Source organism: Flavobacterium sp. EDS (genome assembly GCF_020991525.1).
GTDB lineage: Bacteria > Bacteroidota > Bacteroidia > Flavobacteriales > Flavobacteriaceae > Flavobacterium.
The window spans coordinates 231522-255868 of record NZ_JAJMOZ010000002.1 but is presented as its reverse complement, the minus strand read 5'-3'; the positions used below and the strand labels follow the sequence as shown (position 1 = coordinate 255868).

General features: G+C 32.1%; 27 protein-coding genes. 10 read left to right on the top strand and 17 right to left on the bottom strand.

What is annotated here, in order from left to right; translation table 11 throughout:
* Positions 1-4 precede the first annotated feature (4 nt).
* Both LPB87_RS04215 and radC read right to left on the bottom strand, forming a co-directional pair.
* On the bottom strand, positions 5-682 hold the full coding sequence (locus tag LPB87_RS04215) for a YjjG family noncanonical pyrimidine nucleotidase (protein WP_230605055.1): 678 nt from the start codon (positions 680-682) through the stop codon (positions 5-7).
* Between the two features lie 17 nt (positions 683-699).
* Positions 700-1392: a DNA repair protein RadC gene (gene radC, locus LPB87_RS04210; RefSeq protein WP_230605054.1), complete on the bottom strand. Its 693-nt coding sequence runs from the start codon at positions 1390-1392 to the stop codon at positions 700-702.
* A gap of 643 nt (positions 1393-2035) precedes the next feature.
* Between radC and LPB87_RS04205 the strand changes: the two genes are divergently transcribed.
* A complete protein-coding gene (locus LPB87_RS04205; RefSeq protein WP_230605053.1) occupies positions 2036-2191 on the top strand; it encodes a DUF1287 domain-containing protein in 156 nt (51 codons plus the stop codon).
* 63 nt (positions 2192-2254) lie between these two features.
* Here LPB87_RS04205 and LPB87_RS04200 read toward each other — a convergent pair whose 3' ends face one another.
* The 3 genes from LPB87_RS04200 to LPB87_RS04190 all read right to left on the bottom strand — a co-directional run bounded on the left by LPB87_RS04200 (position 2255) and on the right by LPB87_RS04190 (position 6742).
* A complete protein-coding gene (locus LPB87_RS04200; protein WP_230605052.1) occupies positions 2255-3610 on the bottom strand; it encodes a Mur ligase family protein in 1356 nt (451 codons plus the stop codon).
* Positions 3611-3650: 40 nt separating this feature from the next.
* Positions 3651-4346: a tetratricopeptide repeat protein gene (locus tag LPB87_RS04195; protein ID WP_230605051.1), complete on the bottom strand. Its 696-nt coding sequence runs from the start codon at positions 4344-4346 to the stop codon at positions 3651-3653.
* A gap of 251 nt (positions 4347-4597) precedes the next feature.
* Positions 4598-6742: a S46 family peptidase gene (locus LPB87_RS04190; protein ID WP_230605050.1), complete on the bottom strand. Its 2145-nt coding sequence runs from the start codon at positions 6740-6742 to the stop codon at positions 4598-4600.
* 259 nt (positions 6743-7001) lie between these two features.
* Here LPB87_RS04190 and LPB87_RS04185 point away from each other — a divergent pair, with 259 nt between their 5' ends.
* Entirely contained in the window at positions 7002-7529 is a 528-nt protein-coding gene (locus LPB87_RS04185; RefSeq protein ID WP_129539808.1) for an outer membrane beta-barrel protein, read from the top strand.
* A gap of 76 nt (positions 7530-7605) precedes the next feature.
* Here the strand turns inward: LPB87_RS04185 and obgE are convergent, their stop codons facing one another.
* The 4 genes from obgE to hpt form a co-directional block, all read right to left on the bottom strand.
* On the bottom strand, positions 7606-8607 hold the full coding sequence (gene obgE / locus LPB87_RS04180) for a GTPase ObgE (RefSeq protein WP_129539809.1): 1002 nt from the start codon (positions 8605-8607) through the stop codon (positions 7606-7608).
* 76 nt (positions 8608-8683) lie between these two features.
* Positions 8684-9958 carry a hemolysin family protein gene (locus LPB87_RS04175; protein WP_129539810.1) on the bottom strand — a complete coding sequence of 425 codons (1275 nt, stop codon included), beginning with the start codon at positions 9956-9958 and terminating at the stop codon, positions 8684-8686.
* Between the two features lie 100 nt (positions 9959-10058).
* Positions 10059-10631 carry an adenylate kinase gene (locus LPB87_RS04170; RefSeq protein WP_129539811.1) on the bottom strand — a complete coding sequence of 191 codons (573 nt, stop codon included), beginning with the start codon at positions 10629-10631 and terminating at the stop codon, positions 10059-10061.
* A gap of 88 nt (positions 10632-10719) precedes the next feature.
* On the bottom strand, positions 10720-11250 hold the full coding sequence (gene hpt, locus LPB87_RS04165) for a hypoxanthine phosphoribosyltransferase (RefSeq protein WP_129539812.1): 531 nt from the start codon (positions 11248-11250) through the stop codon (positions 10720-10722).
* Between the two features lie 99 nt (positions 11251-11349).
* On the opposite strand from hpt, the gene LPB87_RS04160 reads away from it, so the two are divergent.
* The 3 genes from LPB87_RS04160 to purE are packed head-to-tail and all read left to right on the top strand — an operon-like array spanning position 11350 to position 13647.
* On the top strand, positions 11350-11901 hold the full coding sequence (locus LPB87_RS04160; RefSeq protein WP_230605049.1) for a hypothetical protein: 552 nt from the start codon (positions 11350-11352) through the stop codon (positions 11899-11901).
* Between the two features lie 54 nt (positions 11902-11955).
* Positions 11956-13110 (top strand): 5-(carboxyamino)imidazole ribonucleotide synthase, encoded by a 1155-nt coding sequence (locus LPB87_RS04155; protein ID WP_230605048.1) that lies wholly within the window; start codon positions 11956-11958, stop codon positions 13108-13110.
* A 51-nt stretch (positions 13111-13161) separates the two neighbouring features.
* The gene (purE, locus tag LPB87_RS04150; protein ID WP_195735593.1) at positions 13162-13647 is read left to right on the top strand and encodes a 5-(carboxyamino)imidazole ribonucleotide mutase; all 486 of its coding nucleotides are present in this window, start codon (positions 13162-13164) and stop codon (positions 13645-13647) included.
* A gap of 65 nt (positions 13648-13712) precedes the next feature.
* Here purE and LPB87_RS04145 read toward each other — a convergent pair whose 3' ends face one another.
* Entirely contained in the window at positions 13713-14384 is a 672-nt protein-coding gene (locus LPB87_RS04145) for a hypothetical protein (RefSeq protein ID WP_230605047.1), read from the bottom strand.
* A 221-nt stretch (positions 14385-14605) separates the two neighbouring features.
* Here LPB87_RS04145 and LPB87_RS04140 point away from each other — a divergent pair, with 221 nt between their 5' ends.
* A complete protein-coding gene (locus LPB87_RS04140; protein WP_230605046.1) occupies positions 14606-16633 on the top strand; it encodes a M3 family metallopeptidase in 2028 nt (675 codons plus the stop codon).
* A 229-nt stretch (positions 16634-16862) separates the two neighbouring features.
* Here LPB87_RS04140 and LPB87_RS04135 read toward each other — a convergent pair whose 3' ends face one another.
* The 7 genes from LPB87_RS04135 to LPB87_RS04105 all read right to left on the bottom strand — a co-directional run bounded on the left by LPB87_RS04135 (position 16863) and on the right by LPB87_RS04105 (position 21990).
* Positions 16863-18314 (bottom strand): hypothetical protein, encoded by a 1452-nt coding sequence (locus LPB87_RS04135; RefSeq protein ID WP_129539816.1) that lies wholly within the window; start codon positions 18312-18314, stop codon positions 16863-16865.
* Positions 18315-18374: 60 nt separating this feature from the next.
* Positions 18375-18644 (bottom strand): hypothetical protein, encoded by a 270-nt coding sequence (locus LPB87_RS04130; RefSeq protein WP_129539817.1) that lies wholly within the window; start codon positions 18642-18644, stop codon positions 18375-18377.
* 246 nt (positions 18645-18890) lie between these two features.
* Entirely contained in the window at positions 18891-19304 is a 414-nt protein-coding gene (locus tag LPB87_RS04125) for a DUF1842 domain-containing protein (RefSeq protein WP_129539818.1), read from the bottom strand.
* Positions 19305-19658: 354 nt separating this feature from the next.
* On the bottom strand, positions 19659-21083 hold the full coding sequence (locus LPB87_RS04120; protein WP_230605045.1) for a radical SAM protein: 1425 nt from the start codon (positions 21081-21083) through the stop codon (positions 19659-19661).
* 80 nt (positions 21084-21163) lie between these two features.
* Positions 21164-21337 (bottom strand): DUF1843 domain-containing protein, encoded by a 174-nt coding sequence (locus tag LPB87_RS04115; protein WP_230605044.1) that lies wholly within the window; start codon positions 21335-21337, stop codon positions 21164-21166.
* Positions 21338-21411: 74 nt separating this feature from the next.
* The gene (locus LPB87_RS04110) at positions 21412-21576 is read right to left on the bottom strand and encodes a DUF1843 domain-containing protein (protein WP_230605043.1); all 165 of its coding nucleotides are present in this window, start codon (positions 21574-21576) and stop codon (positions 21412-21414) included.
* Between the two features lie 102 nt (positions 21577-21678).
* Entirely contained in the window at positions 21679-21990 is a 312-nt protein-coding gene (locus LPB87_RS04105; RefSeq protein WP_129539821.1) for a hypothetical protein, read from the bottom strand.
* 376 nt (positions 21991-22366) lie between these two features.
* Here LPB87_RS04105 and LPB87_RS04100 point away from each other — a divergent pair, with 376 nt between their 5' ends.
* The 4 genes from LPB87_RS04100 (at position 22367) to LPB87_RS04085 (ending at position 24338) form a co-directional block, all read left to right on the top strand.
* On the top strand, positions 22367-22870 hold the full coding sequence (locus tag LPB87_RS04100) for a MarR family transcriptional regulator (RefSeq protein WP_230605042.1): 504 nt from the start codon (positions 22367-22369) through the stop codon (positions 22868-22870).
* A gap of 69 nt (positions 22871-22939) precedes the next feature.
* A complete protein-coding gene (locus LPB87_RS04095; RefSeq protein WP_230605041.1) occupies positions 22940-23275 on the top strand; it encodes a hypothetical protein in 336 nt (111 codons plus the stop codon).
* Entirely contained in the window at positions 23272-23985 is a 714-nt protein-coding gene (locus LPB87_RS04090) for a DUF2071 domain-containing protein (RefSeq protein WP_230605040.1), read from the top strand. Before LPB87_RS04095 ends, LPB87_RS04090 begins: the two co-directional genes overlap by 4 nt.
* Positions 23982-24338, top strand: coding sequence for a hypothetical protein (locus LPB87_RS04085; RefSeq protein WP_230605039.1), 357 nt, complete (start codon positions 23982-23984; stop codon positions 24336-24338). Before LPB87_RS04090 ends, LPB87_RS04085 begins: the two co-directional genes overlap by 4 nt.
* The last annotated feature ends 9 nt before the right edge of the window (positions 24339-24347 follow it).

Below are 24347 nucleotides of genomic sequence, written 5' to 3'. Positions count from 1 at the left end.
AGTTTTATAAATATTTTTTTAGTTCTAATAAATGATTAATTTGTTTTATATTTTGTTGTGCTTCAACATTCTTTTCATTAAAGAAAATTGCATCTATTCCTGCATTTAATGCACCTTGAATATCCGCATCTAGACAGTCACCAATCATAATACTATTTTCTTTTTTAGAATTAGCAACATTTAAGGCATATTCAAAAATAATAGGATTGGGTTTCTTTACCCCTGCCATCTCAGAATTTGTAATCGTTTGAAAATAAGACCCTATATTTGAGTTGGTTATTTTTCGATTTTGAACATCTGCAAATCCATTTGTAATGATATGTAACTTATATTTATCTTTTAGATATTCTAAAACCTCAATTGCACCATCAAAAAGATTATTATTATCTGGTAGTATTCGAATATACTCTTCAGACATTTCATCAATTAATTTATCAGAAATCTCATAATTCAAAGCATCAAAAGTATGCTTCAATCTATTATAACGCAATTCTATATGCGAAATTTTATCGTTTTGATATAATTTCCAACAAGCTTGATTTATGGGAATATATTGTTCTATAAACTCATTAATATTGATTGTTGGATGGCTTTCTTTTAAAATAGTCTCAAATGCTAATTCTGAATTTTTATCAAAGTCCCAAAGGGTATGATCTAAATCAAAAAAAATGTCGGTAATCATGGTATTGTTTTTCATTCTTAAAAAATTCCTTCATCTACAAAACTATAATATTTTGACTCAGTTATAATCAAATGATCTAAAACTTTAACATCTAAACTATCCCCTGCACGTTTTAATTTATTTGTAATTTGCTTATCTGCTTCACTTGGCTTCAAAACTCCCGAAGGATGGTTATGGCATAAGATTAAACCAGTAGCACCATTTTCGAGTGCTAATTTAAAAACCAATCGCACATCTACAATAGTACCCGAAATTCCTCCTTTACTTAATTGTGATTTTAAGATAATATTGTTTGAATTATTTAAAAATAAAACCCAAAATTCTTCATGCGGCAACTCTCCAATAATTGGGAGCATGATTTCAAAAACTCTTTTGCTAGATGTGATCATCGTTAACTCTACAATGTCCTCCACTCTTCTGCGTCGTCCTAACTCTGTCGCAGCAATAATCGAGACTGCTTTTGCACTCCCTATCCCTTTAAAAGTAATTAATTGCGCAAGAGATAATTTGCCTAGCGAATTCAAATTGTTATCTACACTAGAAAGAATTCTTTTACTCAAATCAACAGCAGATTCATTTCTGCTTCCTGAACCAATTAAAATAGCTATTAATTCTGCATCACTCAAAGCATCTTTCCCTTTGAGAATCAGTTTTTCACGAGGCTTATCATCCTCGGACCAAACTGTAATAGGCAAATGTGTTAGTTTCATAAATACGTATCAAAAATTTTATTAACTATAAATTCAGATTTTTATCAGTGTGCCCACACAACTCAAATCATCAATATTCATACAAATATCTTATTAAGCTAAGTTACATTTAAAATAAGAAAATTCGGTCAATGAAACAAAAAAAGCTATTTTAAATATACTTAAATTAAATAAAAAAGGATGAAATATAGTACACTACTATTAATGGCTATATAGTCTTGTGGTTGCAAACAAGAGCAAAGAGACAAAAAAAACATCTTATAACACTTTGACAAACAATACATTTTAAGAAAAACTATCGAATGTAGCAATTTCAACAATAGATCCAACATTCATTATGACTCAGCTTATTTATGGATTCAATACCTGAATGGTGATGTTCTCCAAAACAAAGAAATCTGCACAGATGTAATTATAAGATCTTATCGAATAATGAAACATAGACTTACAAAAAGAAATACATGAAGATATGGGGCTAATTATTTGAAATATCCGAGCTTAAAATATGGGGCTAACAAAACCGACGCTAATATAAACCACAGAAGAGTTCTTAATTTAGAAATTATCTTTGAAAGAAATGGACAAAAGTTAACAGTAAATCAAGATTCCTCAATATATAAAAACAGAAGAAATAGTATCTTGGATGATAAATGAAAAACTTCCTCATATTGGAATTATCACTAATAAAAAAACACGTGATGGAAAGCGAAACCTAATCGGTCATAATATTGGCGGAGGCCAAGTATTAGAAGACTACCTATTTAAATATAAAATTATAGTCCATTATACATATATATAATAAAAAAAGCCAACTACATCTAGTTGGCTTTGGTAAAAAATTTTTATTCCATTAATATTGAGATTATTCGATTAACACCTTTACATCATCAAAGTTCAAACCACCATAATTTCCTGAACTCATCAATAACAATGCTGAATTTTCTAAATTAAGGTTAAATAAGTATTCTTTAAAATCATTTGGATTTGTATAAATAATCAAGTCTTTTCGATTAAATGCTGTTGCTATTTGCTCATAAGTAACTTCATCTAATTGCTTAATTTTTACTGCATCTGGCGAATAAAAAACAATAGCAACATCTGCATATTCTAATGCTCCTTCATATTCTTTTAAAAAAGCCGCATTTAGACTGCTATAAGTATGTAATTCTAGACAAGCAACTAAAGTACGATTTGGATATTGCTCTTTAACTGCTTTTGTTGTTGCGGCAACTTTACTTGGCGAATGTGCAAAATCTTTATAGGCAACTTTACCTTTTCCTTCTGCAATTTTCTCTAGTCGTTTAGAAGCTCCTTTAAAACTTGCTATGGCTTCGTAAAAATCGGCTTCATCAACACCCATATTCTGGCAAATCCATTTTGCTCCAGCAAGATTATTCAAGTTATGTGCTCCAAAAACTTCAATTGGCATATACCCTTCTGGTGTTTCAAGAAGTGTTACTCCATCACTTACTGTATAATTTGGTGTATTATATGGTAATTTTCGAATTGGATTTGTAGCCGCTTCAGCCACACGTTTTACTTCTGGATCATTATCATTGTAAACCAATATCCCTCCATTTGTAATTTTCTCAATGAAAATCTCAAACTGCTCAACATAATTCTCATAAGTAGGAAAAACATTAATGTGATCCCAAGCTATACCTGAAATCAAAGCTATATTAGGTTGATATAGATGAAACTTTGGTCTTCTGTCTATAGGCGAAGATAAATACTCATCTCCTTCAAGAACCATAAAATCATTCTCTTCGGTAAGATGTACCATAGTATCAAAACCTTCTAATTGTGCTCCGACCATATAATCAACTTCGATATTATGATAATGCATTACATGCAAAATCATCGAAGTTATTGTAGTTTTTCCGTGAGATCCACCAATAACTACTCTAGTTTTGTTTTTAGATTGCTCGTATAAAAACTCCGGGTAAGAATAAATTTTCAATCCTAGTTCTTGAGCTTTAAGTAACTCCGGATTATCTGCCTTAGCATGCATTCCTAAAATTACTGCCTCAATATCAGAAGTAATTTTTTCAGGAAACCAACCCATTTCTAAGGGTAATATTCCTTTTTTTTCTAATCTCGATTTTGAAGGTTCAAAAATAGCGTCGTCACTACCTGTAACTTGATATCCTTTATTATGCAATGCTAATGCTAAATTGTGCATGGCGCTTCCGCCTATGGCTATAAAATGTGTTTTCATTTTAGTTTGCTCAGTTATACGTTTGTTTGTCTTGATTAAATCAATTTTTATTGTTTTTATACTCCTCCAAAACTTCTTTTGCCTTAATAGGCTGATTCATTTTCTTTTGGTATAAGTTGGCAAGCATAGTATAACTTGCCTTAGATTTACTTGTTATAATTGCATGTTTGTATTGTCGCTCGGCATCTGAATATCTTTTAAAATATTCATCAATATGGCCTCTTGACATATATCCGTCTATGGGAGACAACTTTAATAATTCATCAGAATATTTTATAGCTTTAGCTTGACTCCCACCAACAATTGCTGGTAATTGTAGATTTAATTCTATAAGAGCCCAACGCGCTCCAATATGTTTTGGATTTAGTACAATTGCTTGCTCAAATGCTCCTCGTATTTCATCAATCATTCCGAGTGCCTTAAATTTATTCACCTCAAGAGCTTTCATTCCTAAAGCACCACCATATTTATAAAAATTATTAGCAACTGCTGGCTTTAACTCTTTTAGCTTTTTATAATAAACTACAGCATCATTCCACTTTTTATTATGACTAGCAATATCACCCAAATACTCTAATGATTTAAAATCAGAGGGATTTTCTTTTAAAGCAGATTTAAAAAGATCCTCTGCCTTATCAAAATTCTCCGCATCAAATAATTTTTGAGCTTTCTCAAAAGTTGTCTGCGACCAGAATAAGGTCGGAAATAAAAGAAAGATTATTATTATTTGTTTCATACTCCAAAAATAGCAGAAATATAAAACGTATCGTTTCTTTTTTAGTATAAATTAGTAATTTGTAAGGAAATTATTTTCAACACAACACCAATCTTTTAAAATAATACTAAACCAGCTTTTATTAAGAATATCTACTTTGTCTTATTTCTAATTTCTGCCTCTTTATTTGGGCAACGATATGAAAAAAATTGAAATAAAAAACCCGATAAGCTTAAGAACTTATCGGGTTTAGTTTTATGATAAAAATCGGATTATTTGATAATTGTCATTTCGTCTACAATATGCTTTGCTCCAGCATATTTATCTATAATCCAAAGTACATAGCGAATATCAACATTGATTGTTCTTTGTAAGTTAGGATCAAAAATAACATCTCCTGCCATTGCTTCAATATTTCCGTCGAAAGCTACACCAATTAACTCTCCTTTTCCGTTAATTACTGGTGAACCTGAATTCCCTCCTGTAATATCGTTATCTGTCAAGAAATTTACAGGCATGTATCCTGCTTTATCTGCATATTGACCAAAGTCTTTAGCTTTATTTAATTCTAATAATCTAGCTGGTAAATCAAATTCTTGATCTCCTGCTTTATACTTTTTAACCATTCCGGTCATTGTAGTATAGTTATTAGTTTTAGCATCATTTCTTTTATCTTCTGGCAAAGCACGAACTTTTCCGTAAGTTAATCTCAAAGTTGAGTTTGCATCAGGATACTTAATAGCATTTAATTTAGACTCTCTTAAACCTTCTACTAATTTGCGGTAAGCAATTGCGAAGCTATCATCAGCTTTTAATTGTCCATCAGTTTTAGCACGGAATTTAGTTATCAAATCATTAGAGATAATGTACAATGGATCATGTACAATCGCTAATGGTTTTGGATCAGCCATAAACGCTAATACTTTATCCTTAGATGTAAAGTAACTTATTTCAGTTGCTTTTTTAACATCAGCAGTAAAATCACCGTTATTTTCTGATTTCATTTTAGCTATTTGTGGAGCTAAACCATACTCAGTAGCTTTAGAAGCATATAAATTCAATTGAGCAGTTAACACATCTTTTTCAAGAGGAGCATAAAACTCACCATAAATATTATCAATCAAAGCATTAATCTTAGGTAACATTTCTGCTTTTTTAGCATCATTTTCTCTGTAGTAAGCAATTAAGGCATTTCCTAAATTTACAGGACCAGTTGCATAACTTGAAGTACGTAAAAGTTGCGTTAAATAATTATCATGAGTCGCTTTTAAATTCGTCTCTCTATAATAACCATTAATCGTTGGAATTACATTTTCGTATTTTTCTTTGTTTGCTGGTAAAGCTGCCCATTCATAAAACTTATCTTCTTGTTCCGTTTTGGTAGCTACTGTTCCTGCTTTAGTTAAAGCATCAATCATACCTTGACGGTTTTTCCAGTAATTAGCAGTCGAAGCGTATTTAGACGCGTATTGCAAACGAACTGTTGCATCTTTGTCCATATATTTTTTCATCTGATCCATTCCTGTTTTAGCTCCCTCAACCCAAGCAGGGTAAGCAAACTTAATGTTTTGCTCAATTCCACCAGCTGGCATCCAACGGTTTGTTCTTCCTGGATACCCTAATATCATCGCAAAATCATTCTCTTTAACACCTTTTAAACTTACTGGCAAATAGTGCTTTGGCTGTAAAGGCACATTGTCTTTAGAATATTCAGCAGGATTTCCATCTTTATCAGCATATACTCTAAACATTGAGAAATCTCCAGTATGACGTGGCCATTCCCAGTTATCAGTATCTCCACCAAATTTCCCTACACTTTCTGGAGGTGTACCTACTAAACGTACATCTTTATAATCTTGATATACGAAATAGTAATATTCATTTCCTTGAAAGAAAGGACGAACAGAAACTGTATATTTTCCACCTTCATTATTTTCTTTCTCAATCAAAGCCGTTTCTTGTTGAATCGCTTTGTTTCTCTCTGCTTCTGTCATTCCATCATTTACTTTTGATAAAATTCTTTTAGAAACATCATCCATACGAACGAAGAAACGAACATATAATGATTTTGGTTTCATTTCAGCGCTTTTGTCTTTTGCCCAGAAACCATTTTTTAAGTAATTCTGCTCTTCACTAGAAAGTTCTGCGATAGCATCGTAACCACAGTGGTGGTTTGTTAAAACTAAACCGTTTTTAGAAACCATTTCAGCAGTACATCCTCCATTAAATTGAACTATTGCATCTTTCAAACTATGGTTATTGATACTATAGATTTCTTCAGATGTAAGCTGTAAGCCCATTTTTTGCATATCTCTATGGTTTAATCTCTCGATAAACATCAAGAACCACATTCCCTCGTCTGCACGAACAGGAAAAGCCATAAGGCACATTGTTAAAAATAAAATTATTTTTTTCATACGTTTTAAATATTTTTAGTTGTGCGAATATAGTGCATTTTCACAATTAAATACCTATGTACAATCCCCATATTAAGTATATGAACAAGATTTCATCTAATACTTATGAATTCCTCACATTCACAAACGGATCTATCTTACATAATTCATTTTATTTCACAAATAAATATGTAATAAATAATTTATTAAATAATATTTAAGCATACTTAATTTCTTATAAAAATTATTATACTTTTGTATAAATTAAATTTATACTGACATGAAAAAATTATTACTATGTGTAGCATTAGTAGTTTCTGCTATGGCTACTGCGCAAAAAGGGACAATTCTTGTAGGAGGAAATGTTGAATATTCTTCTGATAAAATTGGAGATGTAAAAAACGAATCATTTGATTTCTCACCTACATTCGGTTACCAATTCTCAGAAAACTGGACTGCAGGGGTAAATGCAACAGTTGGTAGCATACACAAAGAGGGATCAAAATCAGACAACCAAAAGATTGGTGGTTTTGTTCGTTACTCTAGACCTCTTAGCGAAACATTTGCAATTTTTGCAGACATAGGATCAGGTTATCAACAAAATTCTATAAATGATGCAAAAGGAATGTATGCTTATATTACTCCTGCATTATTCATAAACATGAAACAAGGGTTTGGTTTAAACTTTTCTATCGGTGGATTCAACTACGATAACATAGATGGTAAAAACGATCCTAGAAGAGAAAAAATTGGATTCAATTTTGGAAAAACATTAAACATTGGTATTTCTAAAAACTTTACTTTGTAAGAATACATTCTTTATTGAAACAAAAAAACCACCTATTGGTGGTTTTTTTGTTTATAAATAATAGTCAATTCAGACATTAATCATTCAACATTTTCCACAATTTATCTTTAAGCTCTTGTAAACCTTGTTGGGCTACAGAAGAAATAAACATATAAGGAGTATCTTTAAAAGCCACGTCAAGCTCTACTTTAAGCTCAGCTTTAAGCTCGTCATCTAGCATATCACATTTAGATATTACCAACAAACGTTCTTTATCTAACATTTCTGGATTATACTTTGTTAATTCATTTACCAAAATATCATACTCCGCTTTAATATCAGGAGTATCAACTGGAACTAAGAACAACAAAGTCGAATTACGTTCAATATGACGTAAGAAATAATGTCCTAATCCTTTTCCTTCTGCTGCTCCTTCGATAATACCCGGAATATCTGCAATTACAAAAGATTGAAAATCTCTGTAAGCTACAATTCCTAAATTAGGCTTTAATGTCGTAAACGGATAATCAGCAATTTTAGGTTTCGCAGAAGTTAAAACTGACAACAAAGTAGATTTACCTGCATTTGGGAAACCAACTAAACCAACATCAGCAAGAACTTTAAGCTCTAAGATTACATCCATCTCTACTCCTGGCAAACCTGGTTGCGCATATCTCGGTGTTTGATTAGTTGAACTTCTAAAATGCCAGTTCCCTAATCCTCCTTTACCACCTTTAGAAAGAATTTGTTTTTCTCCGTGTTCAGTAATTTCAAATAAAACTTCACCCGTTTCTTTATCTTTAACAACTGTTCCTAATGGCACTTCAATAAACTTATCATCACCATCAGCTCCAGTACTTCTGTCTCCTCCACCATCTCCACCGTGGCCAGCTTTAATGTGACGAGCAAATTTTAAATGAAACAAAGTCCAAAGTCCTTTATTCCCTACCAAAAAAACATGACCACCACGTCCTCCATCTCCACCATCTGGGCCACCTTTTTCAATGAATTTCTCTCTATGTAAATGCGTTGAACCTTTTCCTCCTTTACCGGAAGAAACAAATATTTTAACGTAATCTACAAAATTTCCCTCTGTCATAATTCTCTGTATTCAGTTGCAATCTCATTTTCAGCGCTACTTGCTACTGAAAACTAAGACTGGAAACTATTTTATTTTAATCTTTTAATGCTTTTATTAATACTTTATCAATCTTAACGCCATCCATATCGATGACTTCCAACTCAAATTTTTGCCAAATCAACTTTTCTCCTTCTTTAGGAATACGTGATAATTCAGTCATAATAAGTCCACTTACAGTTGTAACTTCATAATCATTAATCAATTCGTCTAACTCAAAATAAGTTAAGAAATCATGTAATGAATAATGCCCATCAACCAACCATGTTCCATCTTCCCTTTCTACTAGTTGAAACTCATCTTTATAAAAATCAGCTGCATCTCCTACAAGAGCTTCCAGAATATCATTTAATGTTATAATTCCTTGAAAAATTCCATATTCATCAGAAACAAAAGCATAATGTATACCCGTTTTCTTAAAATTCTCTAATGCTTTATATGCTGTAGTTTGCTCCATTATAAAAGGCGCATCTGTCATTATAGAAGCCAAACTAAAATCCTCTTTTTCAATATTAGCAAAGATTGTCTTCAAATTAACAACTCCCGAAATATCATCATAATTCTCTTTATAGACAGGATAAATGGAGTGTAAATCTTCTAATATTAATTCTTTTACACGCTGTTTATCTGAATCTAAAGGCAAGAAAACTACTGACTTTCTGTGGGTCATTAACGAATTCACTTTTCTATCTCCAATATGGAAAACACGCTCAACAATATCTTGTTCAATTTCCTGAACTTCACCACCTTCAGTTCCTTCTTTAATAATGGCTTTTATTTCTTCTTCGGTTACTTTACCATCGGCAGTCGGTTTTATTTGCAAAACATTTAATAAAAAGTCTGTCGAATTAGTCAATAACCAAATAAACGGAGCGGTAATGATCGAAATAATCTTCATAGGCAATGCTACTGCTTTAGCAATAGCCTCAGGATGATTCAATCCAATTCTTTTAGGCAACAATTCACCTAAAACAAGAGAAAAGAAAGTCAAAACTACAACTACTATCCCCACAGCAACTGAATGTCCATAAGGTCGTAAAACTTCAAACGTACTTACAAAACCTTCAACATCCATCGTGATTTTATCACCACTATAAATACCAGTCAAAATACCGATTAAAGTAATTCCTATTTGAACTGTCGACAAAAACTTATTAGGTGAATTTGCCAAATCAAGGGCGATTCTAGCACTTTTGTTTCCCTTTTTTGCTGCTGTCTCTAATCTATTCTTCCTTGCCGAAATCAATGCGATTTCCGACATAGAGAAAACCCCATTTAAAATTATTAGAAAAAATATTATTAGTATTTCCATTTTTATGTTTAAACATTTAAAGTTTAAAGCCTAAAATTTAACCCGAATAAATACTATTTAGGTAAATTTTAAACCTTAAACTTTAAACTATTTTTTTTTATTACAAATTATCAATTACACTAGTCAAACGCTCCGTTATTTCTTCAATAGACCCGATGCCATTTACAGCGTAAAATTTATTTTGCTCTTTATAATATCCAATTAATGGAGCCGTTTTTTCGTTATATTCCTGATATCTCACGCGAATTTTTTCTTCATCCTGATCATCAGCTCTTCCACTTGTTTTTCCTCTTTCTAATAAACGAGCTACTAGAATTTCATCATCAGCTTCTAAAGCAATTGTTGCAGTAACGCTTGTACCAATAGTTGGTAAAAACTGATCTAATGCTGCTGCCTGATCTAGTGTTCTAGGATAACCATCAAATAAAAACCCTGCTGTATCTGGATGTTTTTTTACCTCATCAATTAACATTGCAGTAGTTACTTCACATGGCACTAATTCACCATTATCCATAAAAACTCTAGCTTTCTTACCTAAATCTGTATCATTTTTTAAATTAAAACGAAATATATCTCCAGTTGAAAGATGGGTTAATTTGTATTTTTCTTTTAAAAATTCTGCCTGAGTTCCTTTTCCTGCACCAGGTTTTCCAAATAAAACAATATTAATCATAGTTTGTGTGTTGTGTCGTACTTCCTTATTCTTTAAAGAAGTTTAAAGTGAATAGTTAATTTATAATTCTTTGGTTTTGATTCTAAATTTATTCTGCTAATTGATATACTTCAGACAAATTTCTCCCCAAACCATCATAGTCTAAACCGTAACCAACGATAAATTTGTTTGGAATTCGAATTCCGATATAATCAATTTTAACATCTTTTTTATAAGCCTCAGGTTTAAAGAACAAAGTAGCTATTTTTAAATGCTTAACATTTTGTTTTTTAAACATTTCTTTAAGTTCAACTACAGTATTTCCTGTGTCAACAATATCCTCAATAATAACCACTGATCTCCCAGTTAAATCTTGATTTAACCCTATCAATTGTTTAACATCGTGAGATGTTTCTGTTCCTTCATAAGATGCCATTTTAATAAATGAAACCTCGCAGTGTTTTTTATATTTTTTTAAAAAATCAGCAACAACCATAAAAGAACCATTAAGTACACCGATAAAAATTGGAATTTCATCTCCAAAATCATCTTGTACCTGGGCTACCATTTTAGTAATTGCAAAATCGATTTCTTTAGCCGAAATAAACGGAACAAATTGTTTATCGTGAAGTTGTATCATTATTTTTTACATTTAAAATAATGGGCAAAGATACAGAATTCGAGTTTTAGAATTGAAAATTGACCCAAAATTTGTATTTTTAAATCAAAAAAAAGATCAATGCCCTCTGAATTACAAAAAAACCTTGATTACGTAAGTGCTTACAGAGAAAATAGACTTAAAGGTGCGCAAAGTGTTTTGGAAAATCCTGATTGTTTTCCAGAGTTAATTGCAATTTGCTTCGACATTTCAAACAAAAACACGCATAAAGCCTGTTGGATTTTAGAATTTGTATCTTATGAAAAGCTAGAATGGCTACAACCTCATCTCGATTTTTTTTGCTCGAACCTTAAAGTTTTAAAAGACGAAAGTTCTATTAGACCTATCGCAAAAATCTGTCAACTTCTAGTCACAGCTCATTATAAAAAATCAGAAACAAATATTAATCTTTCTGAAACTCAACTTCAGGATATCATCGAGACTAGTTTTGATTGGTTAATAACCGATACCAAAGTCGCAGCAAAAGCCTACTCCATTAGAACCTTACATATATTAGGCAAACATTTCGATTGGATTCATCCCGAATTACAAATCATATTAACCAAGGATTACGGAAATCATACTGCTGCTTATAAAGCAGTTGCCCGAGAAATTCTCAAGAAAATAAAATAGCATTTTCCTATTCAATCATTATAAAGTATCTTTGCGCATCACAAACACACAACAATGAATTATTTTTCTTCTGATTTTAAATTAGGAATATTAGGCGGTGGCCAATTAGGCAAAATGCTTCTTTTTGACACACGTAAATTTGACATACAAACCTATGTTTTAGACCCAAGCGATGAAGCTCCAAGCAAAATTGCCTGCAATAAATTCTTTCAAGGTGACCTAATGGACTTTGAAACTGTTTACAATTTCGGAAAACAAGTAGATGTTTTAACTTTCGAAATCGAGCTTGTAAACCTTGAAGCTCTTGAAAAATTAGAAAACGAAGGCATCAAAGTATATCCTTCGCCAAAAACTTTAAGAGGAATCCAGAATAAAGGAATCCAAAAAGATTTTTACATTAAAAATAATATCCCAACTGCTCCTTTTCAAAGATTTGAAAATCTAGAAAGTTTAAAATCTACTGTCACATCGAGCGGAATCGAGATGCCTTTTGTATGGAAATGTACGGAGTTTGGATATGATGGAAATGGTGTAAAAGTTATTCGTCAAGCTTCTGATTTAGATAATCTGCCTAATGTAGAATGTATTGCTGAAACAATGGTTCCGTTCAAGAATGAACTTGCTGTTATTGTTTGCCGCAATCCATCGGGAGAAATAAAAACATATCCTGTTGTAGAAATGGAATTTCATCCGGAAGCAAATCAAGTAGAATATGTAATTTGTCCTGCTCGAATAGACGAGAAAGTAGCTCAAAAAGCAAGAACAATTGCGCTTAATGTTTCGGAGAAATTTAATCATGTTGGCCTTTTGGCAGTTGAAATGTTCCAAACTCAAGACGATGAAATCTTAGTAAACGAAGTTGCTCCACGCCCTCACAATTCTGGACATTATTCTATCGAAGCAAGTTATACTTCACAATTCGAAAACCACTTACGCGCCATTCTAGATCTTCCGTTAGGGAATACTGATAGTAAAGTAGCTGGTGTTATGGTAAACTTGGTTGGAGCTGAAGGATTTTCTGGTAATGTAGTTTATCAAAATATCGAAACTATTTTAGGATGGAATGGTGTAACACCACATATTTATGGTAAAAAACAAACCCGCCCTTTCAGAAAAATGGGTCACGTTACAATCGTAAATGGTGACATGAATGAAGCAAGACGAATCGCTGAGGATGTTAAGAACACTATTAAAGTAATTAGTATATAGTTTTCAGTCTCTCTAAAAACTTTAAACCAAAAACAAAAAATAAACACACACATGAGCAAAGTAGCCGTAATCATGGGAAGCATCTCCGACATGCCAGTAATGCAAGATGCCATAGATATATTAAAAGGATTTGATATAGAAGTTGAAGTTGATATTGTATCTGCTCACAGAACGCCAGAAAAACTATTCGATTTCAGCAACAATGCTCATACTCGTGGTATTTCTGTAATTATTGCTGGAGCAGGTGGAGCAGCACATTTACCTGGAATGGTTGCTTCTATGTCACCACTTCCTGTAATTGGAGTTCCTGTAAAATCAAGTAATTCTATCGATGGTTGGGATTCGGTTTTATCTATTCTACAAATGCCAGGCGGAGTTCCTGTAGCAACGGTTGCTTTAAACGGAGCTAAAAATGCTGGAATCCTTGCAGCACAAATTATAGGAAGCCATGATAAGGTAGTTCTAGACAAAATTATAGCATATAAAGAAAGTCTAAAAGAAGCAGTTTACAAATCTTCTGAAGGTTTAAAAAAATAAAACATACATAAAAACGACAAAGGCTTCACATTACGGAAGCCTTTGTTCTTTTATAGTTTATTTAATTACGCCTCATCTTCGATTTCCTCTAAAACAGATTCAAATTCATATTCATTTATGTCTTCGTTGTTTATCCAATTCTCTGAAGTAACCAAATTGTAATTTATATCGTCTTGAGTAGTCAATTCCCAAACAATAGCCGCAGCTTCGGGAAATGAAATATTTTGTGACATTTGATTTTCAAACAATCTTTTTATAAGATTTCTGTCAGACAAACCATTATTCAATAATTTCAGTACGTTTTCGGCTGTCAATTTTTGTACTTCACCATCAGTTGGTGTCATTGAAAAATGAACGATAGAAGCTTTTGCGTTTGGAAATTTTCCGTTATATGCTTTAAACAGTAATTGATTTATATGGAATAAAGTTCCTTGCATATCTATTTCTGGATATTCTTCACAAACCTTATCTATTAACATATTATGCGCTATTTGCTCGATTTGTCCATCGCTTAATCTATCAGCAAATTTATATTTTAAGACTATCTCGGCTGCTTCATTAGGCTCGTAATCGGAAATAGCCATTTCTAATAACTCGGGCAAACTACTTTTTTCTGCCGATGCACCATCTGGATAGTTGAATCGTTCTAATAACTGAATAAGATCTTCATCTGACCAATATCCTTCAACTTCGTTTACAGTATCTATTCTCTTTATTACAATTTGATAATTCATCATTTTTCTATTTTATAATTTCTGATTAGCATTTTATAATTCTAATCACATTTTTTCAATTTACGCTTTTAAAAATGTGTACAGAAATAAATAACATATCTATAACACAATTTAAGAGGATTTTATGCCGAGAATCGATCTGGTTTAAACGATTAGATTTTTATAAATTGTTATCTTTGGAATTCAAAAACATTGAGTTCAATTCATAAAATAATTACATCATAATGAACGTCTTACTTTCAAAATTTACAACCAAGCATAATACAGCACCTTTTTCGCAAATTAAAATCGAAGACTACGTTCCTGCATTTCAGGAAGGAATTGCTTTGGCGAAAGCCGAAATTGATGCAATTGTTAACAATCCCGAAGCGCCAACTTTTGAAAATACAGTTGTAGCAATGGATTTTTCAGGTGACATTTTAGATCGTCTTTCGAGTGTTTTTTTCAACTTAAACTCAGCGGAAACGAGCGACGAAATGCAAAAAATCGCTCAGGAAGTTTCTCCATTATTATCTGAATTTGGAAATGACATTACACTAAACGCTGCATTATTTGTCAAGATAAAAGCCGTTTATGACCAAAAAGAAAATCTAAATCTTAATCCTGAACAAACGACACTTCTTGACAAAAAATACAAGAGCTTTTCTAGAAACGGAGCTAATTTACCCGAAGATAAAAAAGATCAATTAAGAGAAATTGACAAAGAATTATCTAAATTGAGTTTGCAATTTGGCGAGAATGTTTTAGCTGAGACAAATGCTTTCGAATTGCATCTAACAAATGAAAGTGATCTTGCAGGATTACCTGAAGGAACTATCGAAGCAGCTCGTTCATTGGCCAAAAGCCAAGAAAAAGAAGGGTGGATTTTTACTCTAGATCATCCAAGCTATGTTCCGTTTATGACCTATGCTGATAATCGTGAATTGCGTAAAAAACTAGCAATCGCTTTTGGAGCAAAAGCATTTCAGAATAATGAATTTGACAATCAGGAAATTGTGCTTAAAATCGTAAAATTACGTTTTGAAAGAGCCAATTTGCTCGGATATAAAACACATGCTCATTTTGTTCTCGAAGAACGTATGGCTGAAAACCCTGAAAAAGTATTCTCTTTTTCTAATGATTTATTGGCTAAAGCAAAACCTGCTGCCAAAAAAGAATTTGCTCAACTTACTGCTTTTGCAAAAGAGTTGGACGGAATTGAGCAATTAGAAAAATGGGATGGTGCTTACTATTCGGAGAAATTAAAACAACAGCTTTTTAATCTGGATGACGAAAAACTAAAACCATATTTTCAATTAGAGAAAGTACTTAACGGTGCTTTCACAATTGCAGGAAAACTATACGGACTTACTTTTACAGAAATATTTGATATTGACAAATACCATGAAGAGGTAATGACTTATGAAGTTACAAATGATAAAAACGAATTAGTTTCAATCTTCTACGCCGACTTTTTTCCAAGAAAAGGAAAGAGAAATGGTGCCTGGATGACATCGTTTAAACATCAATATAGAAAAGATGGCGTAAACGAAAGACCGCATATTTCGAACGTTTGTAATTTTACAAAACCAACTGAAACAAAACCTTCATTATTGACTTTTAATGAAGTAACAACTTTGTTTCACGAATTTGGTCACGGATTACACGGAATGTTAGCTGATACAACTTACCCAAGTTTATCTGGAACATCAGTTTATTGGGATTTTGTAGAATTACCAAGTCAGATTATGGAAAACTGGTGCTACGAGCCTGAGGCTTTAGCTTTATTTGCGAACCACTATGAAACTGGAGAAATTATTCCGATGGAATATGTAAATAAAATCAAAGAGAGTGCAAGTTTTCAAGAAGGTTTAGCAACGTTACGTCAGTTAAGTTTTGGACTATTAGACATGGCTTGGCACGGGCAAGATCCAACTGCAATCACTGATTTAAAAACATTTGAAACGGAGCAATTTAAAGACACTCAATTATATCCTGATGTGAAAGAAAATGCAATGAGTACTGCTTTTTCACATATTTTTCAAGGAGGATATTCTTCTGGATATTACAGCTACAAATGGGCAGAAGTTCTAGATGCCGATGCATTTGAATACTTTCAGGAAAAAGGGATTTTCAATAAGGAGGTTGCAACTAAGTTTAAAGACAATGTCCTTTCAAAAGGAGGAACGGAACATCCAATGATTTTATACAAACGTTTTAGAGGTCAAGAACCAAAACCTGAAGCTTTATTAAAAAGAGCAGGATTGATTTAAAAATTAAAAGGCTTTAAATTTATTCCCCCCTTTTTTATTCAAATTTAATTTTCTAAGATTTATAGTATCTTAATAACAGATAAAAGCAGCTAAAACACTAAATTTTAGCTGCTTTTTGGTTATTCTCATTTTGCTGTTTAAGGGACCAATGCCCTCCCGTTTTGATACTCTACTTCTTACTAGCCCTTAGTTATCATTAAATTTGACATGATTTGCATTAATAATCTTCTTATTCCTGAGCTTTAACAATCTTTTTAAGTTGAGCAATCTTTAATAATCGTATTTCTTCAATGCGGTTTATTTTTGCATTATTTTGATTTTTTAGATTAGGTTTTGTCATAAACAAATACGACTCGAATACATGACTTAGATACAAAGGGGATTTCCCTATACCTCGTATCGTATCAGAATTTTGGGATTGATGACATGTAAAACAATTTACCAAATTAGTAGCATTAATAGTATGAACATCATCTTGAAATGTTTGTGTATATGTTTCCATTGTTACATTAGCTAAATTCGAAGAACCTCGTGCTAATGAACCTGGTAACACGCTAGCTATTGCACTTTTTACAATTGTATCAGCCTGCTTTTCAGGAGACATACCACTAGTATTTAACCAAATAGCACCGTTATAAAAATAATTCTTAAAGACATCTTTCAAATTTGCTTGTACACATTTATTGAGATTATCAATGTTATTAAAATTCACTGGTTCTGTTTGGCTTGTAACCATAAACGAGCTCGAATCTAAAACTCTAGGAACACCATATTCATAGAGAACAAATGCCTTATTTGGCACTAATGGATTATGCCCTTTTAACGTTATGCCTTGCACCCCTGAAGTTGTTCCTTTTTCATAAAACAACATCTCCTTTTCAGAAGTTACAGAATTATTTTTCCAATCATAAACAGGGGCCATCTCTTTATGCTCAAAGGTAGCCCAAATAAATTCAGGATGATTTTTTACAACTCCTACAACATGCATTCCCAATAGTGCCATAGTTTTTATCTCATATTTATTCTTCTTATTTTGAACAGCTGCTTTAGTTGTGAAATAATCTGCACGCTTCTCTTTCGCAATTGAATTTACATTAATCCACGAAACTTTTAACTCAAGGGAACCAACAGGAAATGCCTCCAAATTAGAATAAGGCAATTTTCCACTATTAATCATAGATGCTGCTAAAACAGCCTTCTTCATAAATATATCATTAATGTGGATAGAATAAAATACTGTATCACCACCAGCTCTTTTCTCTGAATTAACTTTAGGATTAGATACTAAAATACCTTCATCAAAACCAGCTTGATTGTAAGAACTTAGAACCAATTTTAAACCAAACTGTGGATTAACTCGCTCCATCTGAGGATCAACCACTCTAAGAGAATCCAAAAACAAAGGATTCCCACTTTGTAAAGGCTTTGTAAGCCACAAAAATTTTTGCCACGACCATTGATGAAAATCACAATTTGTTGTCGTCTGGCTATCAAATGGACTTCCATCACCTTCTTTTGGAGCTGGAGTCTGTTCATGAGGAAACCAACTAGTTTCGCAATCACATGGAGCTGATTTAGCATCAGCATACCCAGTTGACAGCCCTTTTTTATTAAAAAAGTAGAATCCTATACCTCCAATTATTACAATAACTAGTAGGCTAATAATATATATTTTTTTCATAATTTCTTGGTTTTATTTATTTTTTAGAATTTAGAATGAAGTATTATACTATTTCCTTATCTAAGATAATTCATGGTTCTCCTCTGGTTCTAAACAAAACATTTCCATTACACTACTCCTGTTAAGTAAACTGTTTCTACCTACAATCGTTGCAAAGTCTGAAATCGAGAAAGAACCTCTTATCGGGACTTGATTAATTCTTGGTACTTTAATAACCTCAGCAACTCTTTCCTCTTTTAAAAGTTTTTCACTAAGAGATAAGTCTGAATGATAGTCCAGGCTTCGATAATTCCATGTATCAGAAACTAAATTTGGGGGATCGTGCGACATATTTAATTTTTTATAGGTTAAGTATTAAAAATCATTGGGGCTGATTTCATTTTATTAAAACTATTTGGTTTTTCAAGACTAAAGAAACAATAATCTAACAAATCAAAACAACGTATAAATACCTGATTTTCAATAAAAAAAATAATCAAATTAACATTTCATAAAAACTAAGCTTCAAAAAAAGGCCATCTGAACAGACGACCTTTTCGAATAAATTAACTTCCTATTCAATTTAGGCTTTTGCATTTATGCCAATTCTTCTTTTAGAACTGCTAAAGCTTTTACTGGTACGTCTTCAATTGTATGATTATAGTATGAAAATCCTCCAATTCCATTCCAACTATTATCAATAGCAAATGCAGCATCAAAATTGGCTAAAAATGCACCTATAGCTGGAGGAGTTACATGATGCACATATTGTCCATTAAGACTAACTACTTTTGTATACTTTCCAAGCCCTGTTGCATATATTTTTCCTGTTACCGGAACAACGATATGGCTATCAGGGCCTTGTATAGCCTGAGTAATTACTACAGTACCTGTCACAGAATGTTGAGATGGTACTACTACTAAACTAAATCTTGCGATTGGAGCACCTGGTATTCCAACATTTCCGATTGTGCCTTGTGCTAAATAAGCACCTACTAATAAATTTGACATAATTTTCTAATTTAAATTTTTCCTTACTCGTAAGGCTTTTCAGTACCGCCTCGTTTTTTTTATTGGGTTCTGCTCCAAAATTTTTGATTTATTAGAAACAACCTTTCTAAGCAATCTCTTTCTATTTTCTTTATTAAAATTACAATACATCCAAAGTCATAAATAAAAAAATGTCATAAGACAGGTTTTTTTATCCATAGAGCAAACAATAATCGGAATAAAACCATTCCGGGCAACCAATTAAAAGTGAACACTTTATAAAAAACTAACATCTAAAATGCAGCAACATTAGTTTTTTGCAGTATTTAAAATCTATAGGAAGAATGAAAACTTAAATCTAAAAACAGTTCGATATTATTTCATCATTAACATTTCTAACTTTTCCAACGTTTGCTTTGCTTTTTCCATTTTAACTGCATATTCATCATTTACTTTTTGAACGTCAGCATTACAAAAACTGCAAATAGTTTCTTCTTCATAAACATAATTATCACATCCGCTGCACAACTTAAGTGCTTTGGGGATTCTTGGAACCCGAATTGTATTATCAGGAACTGGAATGGGAGTTTCACTATTTGGTGATTGTATCTCTACTATTACTCCATTTTCATCTTCAACTATAATTTCAAAAAGCCCCATATCAAAAGATACGCCTGGTGCTTCTTGTATTTTTCTTATTCGCTCCTTAAGGCCTTTCTTTTGTAATTCTAAAGCGCGATGATGGCAAAAAGGATTATTACCTCTCTTCCCAAACAACACATGACTTGTCCATGTACAGCCAGCCAAACAAGAAGATTCATAATAACAGCCTTTACAACCACCCCACAATTCTTCTTTATTTCTATATCTTGAAAAAACCATTTCTTCACTATACTTCCATATGTCTTCCAACTCCATATCTTTTACATTCCCTCCTGTATATGCGCTTGTTGGTAATGAAGGGCAACCTTTAATTTTACCATCAGCCTCAATTCCTATTCCTGTATGTCCTGCAGAACATCCTGTATAATATTTTTCATTACCTTGTCTCCAAATATGTTCATACGGTCCAAAATAACCAATGTTATTTCCTGCCTGTATTAAAATATTATGTGCTAAGGCTTTTCTGTATATTACAATAAGGTCATCGTAAAAATCAATTAATTCATAAGGCTGAACTATTAACTCATCTGAATTATCCACGGCATTACCCATAGCAACAGCAAGTTGTATTTGCCAGTTCTTTACATCATTTTCTATTAGAACATCTAAGAGTTCATTCAGCTCATTTTTGCTTCTTTTAGTAATTACTGTATTTACACTAGAAGTTATATTGTGTTTTTTTAGCAGTTGTAAGCAATTAACAGCATGTTCAAAAGAATCTCTTCTTCCTCTTATTTTATTATGTGTATCAGGCATCCCATCGATGGAAACACCTATATTATTTATTCCTGCTTTTTTTGCATCAATGATTCGTTCTTCGTTTAAATTATATGCACCAGACTGCATAGAACATTCAATCCCACTTTGATGTATTCTTTCGATAATTTCAAGCCAGTCTTTTCTCAAAAAAGCTTCTCCACCAATAATAGAAATCTCTCTTGTACCAAGACGTTTAAGACTATCAATAACACCAAAACATTGTTCCGTAGTTAATTCTCCAGGTCTTACTTTTCCAGCTCTAGATCCGCAATGTGAGCATTTCAAATTACATGCTAAAGTAATTTCCCACACTACATGAACTGGAGTAGCTGTTTCATAATCATCTCTTACTCTGTATCGTGCCGAAGTCTTGTCCATCTTAATTTTCTATTTATGGTTTGATAATTGATTAAAAAAACGGCTTAAAAAGTAAAACTTAATAAACCGTCTTTTTTCGATTACTTTTTCTTTTTCAAAGCATCAATTGCATCAAGCAATTCTACCAATGCTACATGCAAATCTTTTTGATCTCTTATGGTTTTCTTAGCTTGCTCAGCTACTGCAACCATTTTTTCTAAATCATTTGAAGCTATCGCTTCTCTGATTCCTACTCCGTAAAGTACTGTTGACATAATATCTTATGTTTATAGTTATTCTTACTCTTTAGGTTTTTCAGTTACCCCCTTGTTTCTCTGTACAAGTCAGTTTATTTTTTCTTTTTTAAAGAATCTATTGCGTCTAGCAAGTCTAGCAGAGCTACAGTTAGATCTCCTTGATCTTTTATGGTTTGCTTCGCTTGTTTAGCGACAGCCTCCATCTTAGCCAAATCATTTGATACTAAAGCTTCTCTAATAGCGACGCCGTATGGCATAATTATTCCCATCGTTATAGTTTTTAATACTAATTATTGTTTTACTTCATGACTAATAACTTTTATAAGTTATTAGTCATGTGAAAAAATCATTGTAGTAGCCTAGTTACCCAATGTTATAGTTCTTCCAAATTGTGAATCATCACTAACATTTGTACAAAACATCCACTCAGTAGTAAAACGAGTACCATCTTCGTTCTCTCCCGTTGCTACATATTTATGATGGATGTTAAGTTTTGGTTTGTGGCTTTCTAAATTAAGATTATAGAATAAAGATCTCCCAAGTGTACCAAATCCATAGGTTCCACTAGCTCCTTCAATAACAGGAAGAATAACAGGCCCAACGCCTCCACCATTCCATTCAACATAAGGATACACATTCACATTTTTTACTTTTACAGGTATTGCTTGCATAATAATAGTTTTGTCCTACTCATAAGGCTTTTCAGATCCGCCTCCGCTTTGTACTGTGCGAAACAGTCCGTTTGTTTTAGTGGGTTCTGCTCCACTCATTTAATGAGTTAGCTGAATCATTTAAATATCAAAAAAACTATTATAAATGATAGATTTGGGGCTAACTTCTATTTCAAAGCTATTATAAATAAATAGGCATTTTTAACAAAATGGTATCAAACGGGAAATTTTGGTCATGAAACAAACAAAAAATGACATAGAACACAAAAACCTATAAATAACTAATTTTAAATTCATTGAAAAATAAATTATACTTCACGAAAACAAACTTTCATTTATTTTTGAAAGTTTAAAAACTTTTATTTACATTTGCTATATGGAATTCAAAGAAGCAAAAAATAAATTCGTTCAAACATGGGGAGCATTAGGTTCTCAATGGGGTATTAATAAAACCATGGCACAAATCCATGCTTTATTAATGGTATCCAACGAACCTGTTTCTATGGAAGATGTAATGGAAGAATTGCAAATTTCTCGTGGTAATGCCAGCATGAATTTACGTGCTTTGATGGATTGGGGAATTGTTTACAAAGAATACAAATCGGGAGAAAGAAGAGAATTCTTTACTGCCGAAAAAGATTTAGACGAACTTGCTGTAAAAATCGCAAGAGAAAGAAGTAAACGCGAAATTAAACCTGCTCTTAAAATATTAAAAGAAGTTTCATCTATTGACTCGAAAGATTCAGCAGAAGAAAAACACTTTGTTGAGCAAACCACCAAGTTGTATGATTTTGTATTAAAGGCAGACAATATGCTTGATAAAATGACAGAATTTAATGAAAACTGGTTGGGACGTTTGGTTCTAAAGATTATGAAGTAAAACCTCAAAACTAAAAAAATTTAATCAAAACTTTCATTTTTTTCTGAAAGTTTAAAATAATAAATAACTATGAAAGCAATAAACTATCTAAATTACTTTTTTGTCAGTTTACCAGTTATACTGGGTATCGCAGGGATTATCCATGAAGTATTCCCTATTTTAGGTATCCTTGCAACAATCATAACAGGCATATTTCAAGTTATTATAGCTATAAAAATGATAATAGATGAACCATATGACAGAAATCTCCAAATCTATATTACAACTGTAATTATATATTTTGCAACATGGTTTGCATTCCCAAAAATCGAATATATACCGATACTAAAACACGGTCTTATATTAATCCCAATACTTCTTGCCATTTATCTTTCAGTAATAATCTATAGAAAAGCAAACCTATGAGCTTCTTAACCGCCGAATGGAAAAATTTAGCATTATTTAATTACGAAGTTGATGCTAAAACATTAGAAAAATATGTTCCTCCAGGAACCAAAATAGATTTATGGAACAACAAATGTTATGTGAGCCTAGTTGGTTTTATGTTTGAGAATACAAAAGTATTAGGCATAAAAGTTCCTTTTCATATCAATTTTGAAGAAGTAAACCTTCGCTTTTATGTAAAACGATTTGAAAATAGACAATGGAAACGCGGAGTCGTATTTATAAAAGAGATAGTCCCGAAAACTGCCATTACTTTTATTGCAAACACATTATACAATGAACATTACCAAACCAATAAAATGGAACATTCTGTTAGCGAAAATGCAGCATCTAAAACGTTTGTTTACCAATGGGAAAACCATAACAAATGGAATTCAATTGAGGTTCAAACTGAAAAACAAAAAACGGAAATAGAATTAAACTCTGAAGCCGAATTTATTACTGAGCATTATTTTGGATATACAAAATACGATAAAAATACCACTTTTGAGTATGAAGTAACTCATCCAAGATGGGAACAACTAGCAATAATCGATTATAAAATAGATGTTGATTTTGAAGATAATTACGGAAAAGATTTTGCTTTCCTGAATCAATCAAAACCACTTTCGACTTTTTTAGCGATTGGCTCTAAGATTACTGTCGAAAACAAGAAAAAAATAAAGTCATGAATGCAAATCTTAATATTATTGGGTACTTCATTTACTTAATAATTACCATTTTCATTATTGTTCGGGTTGGAAAATCCTGTTATAAAAATGGTAACGTGTTCGTTTCTGAACTTATACCCGATCATGAAGATTTATGCCTTCGAATAAACCAGATATTGCTTTTGGGGTATTATCTATTAAATATTGGTTATTGTGCCATGACTTTAATTTCGTGGGAAACAATAATAGCTACCAACCAACTCATAGAAGTAATAGCAACCAAAACCGCACTTATCATATTTATAATCTCAGGATTACATTATGTAAACATCATTATAATAACTAAATACGTTCAGAAATTAATTAATAACTAGTAAATCAAA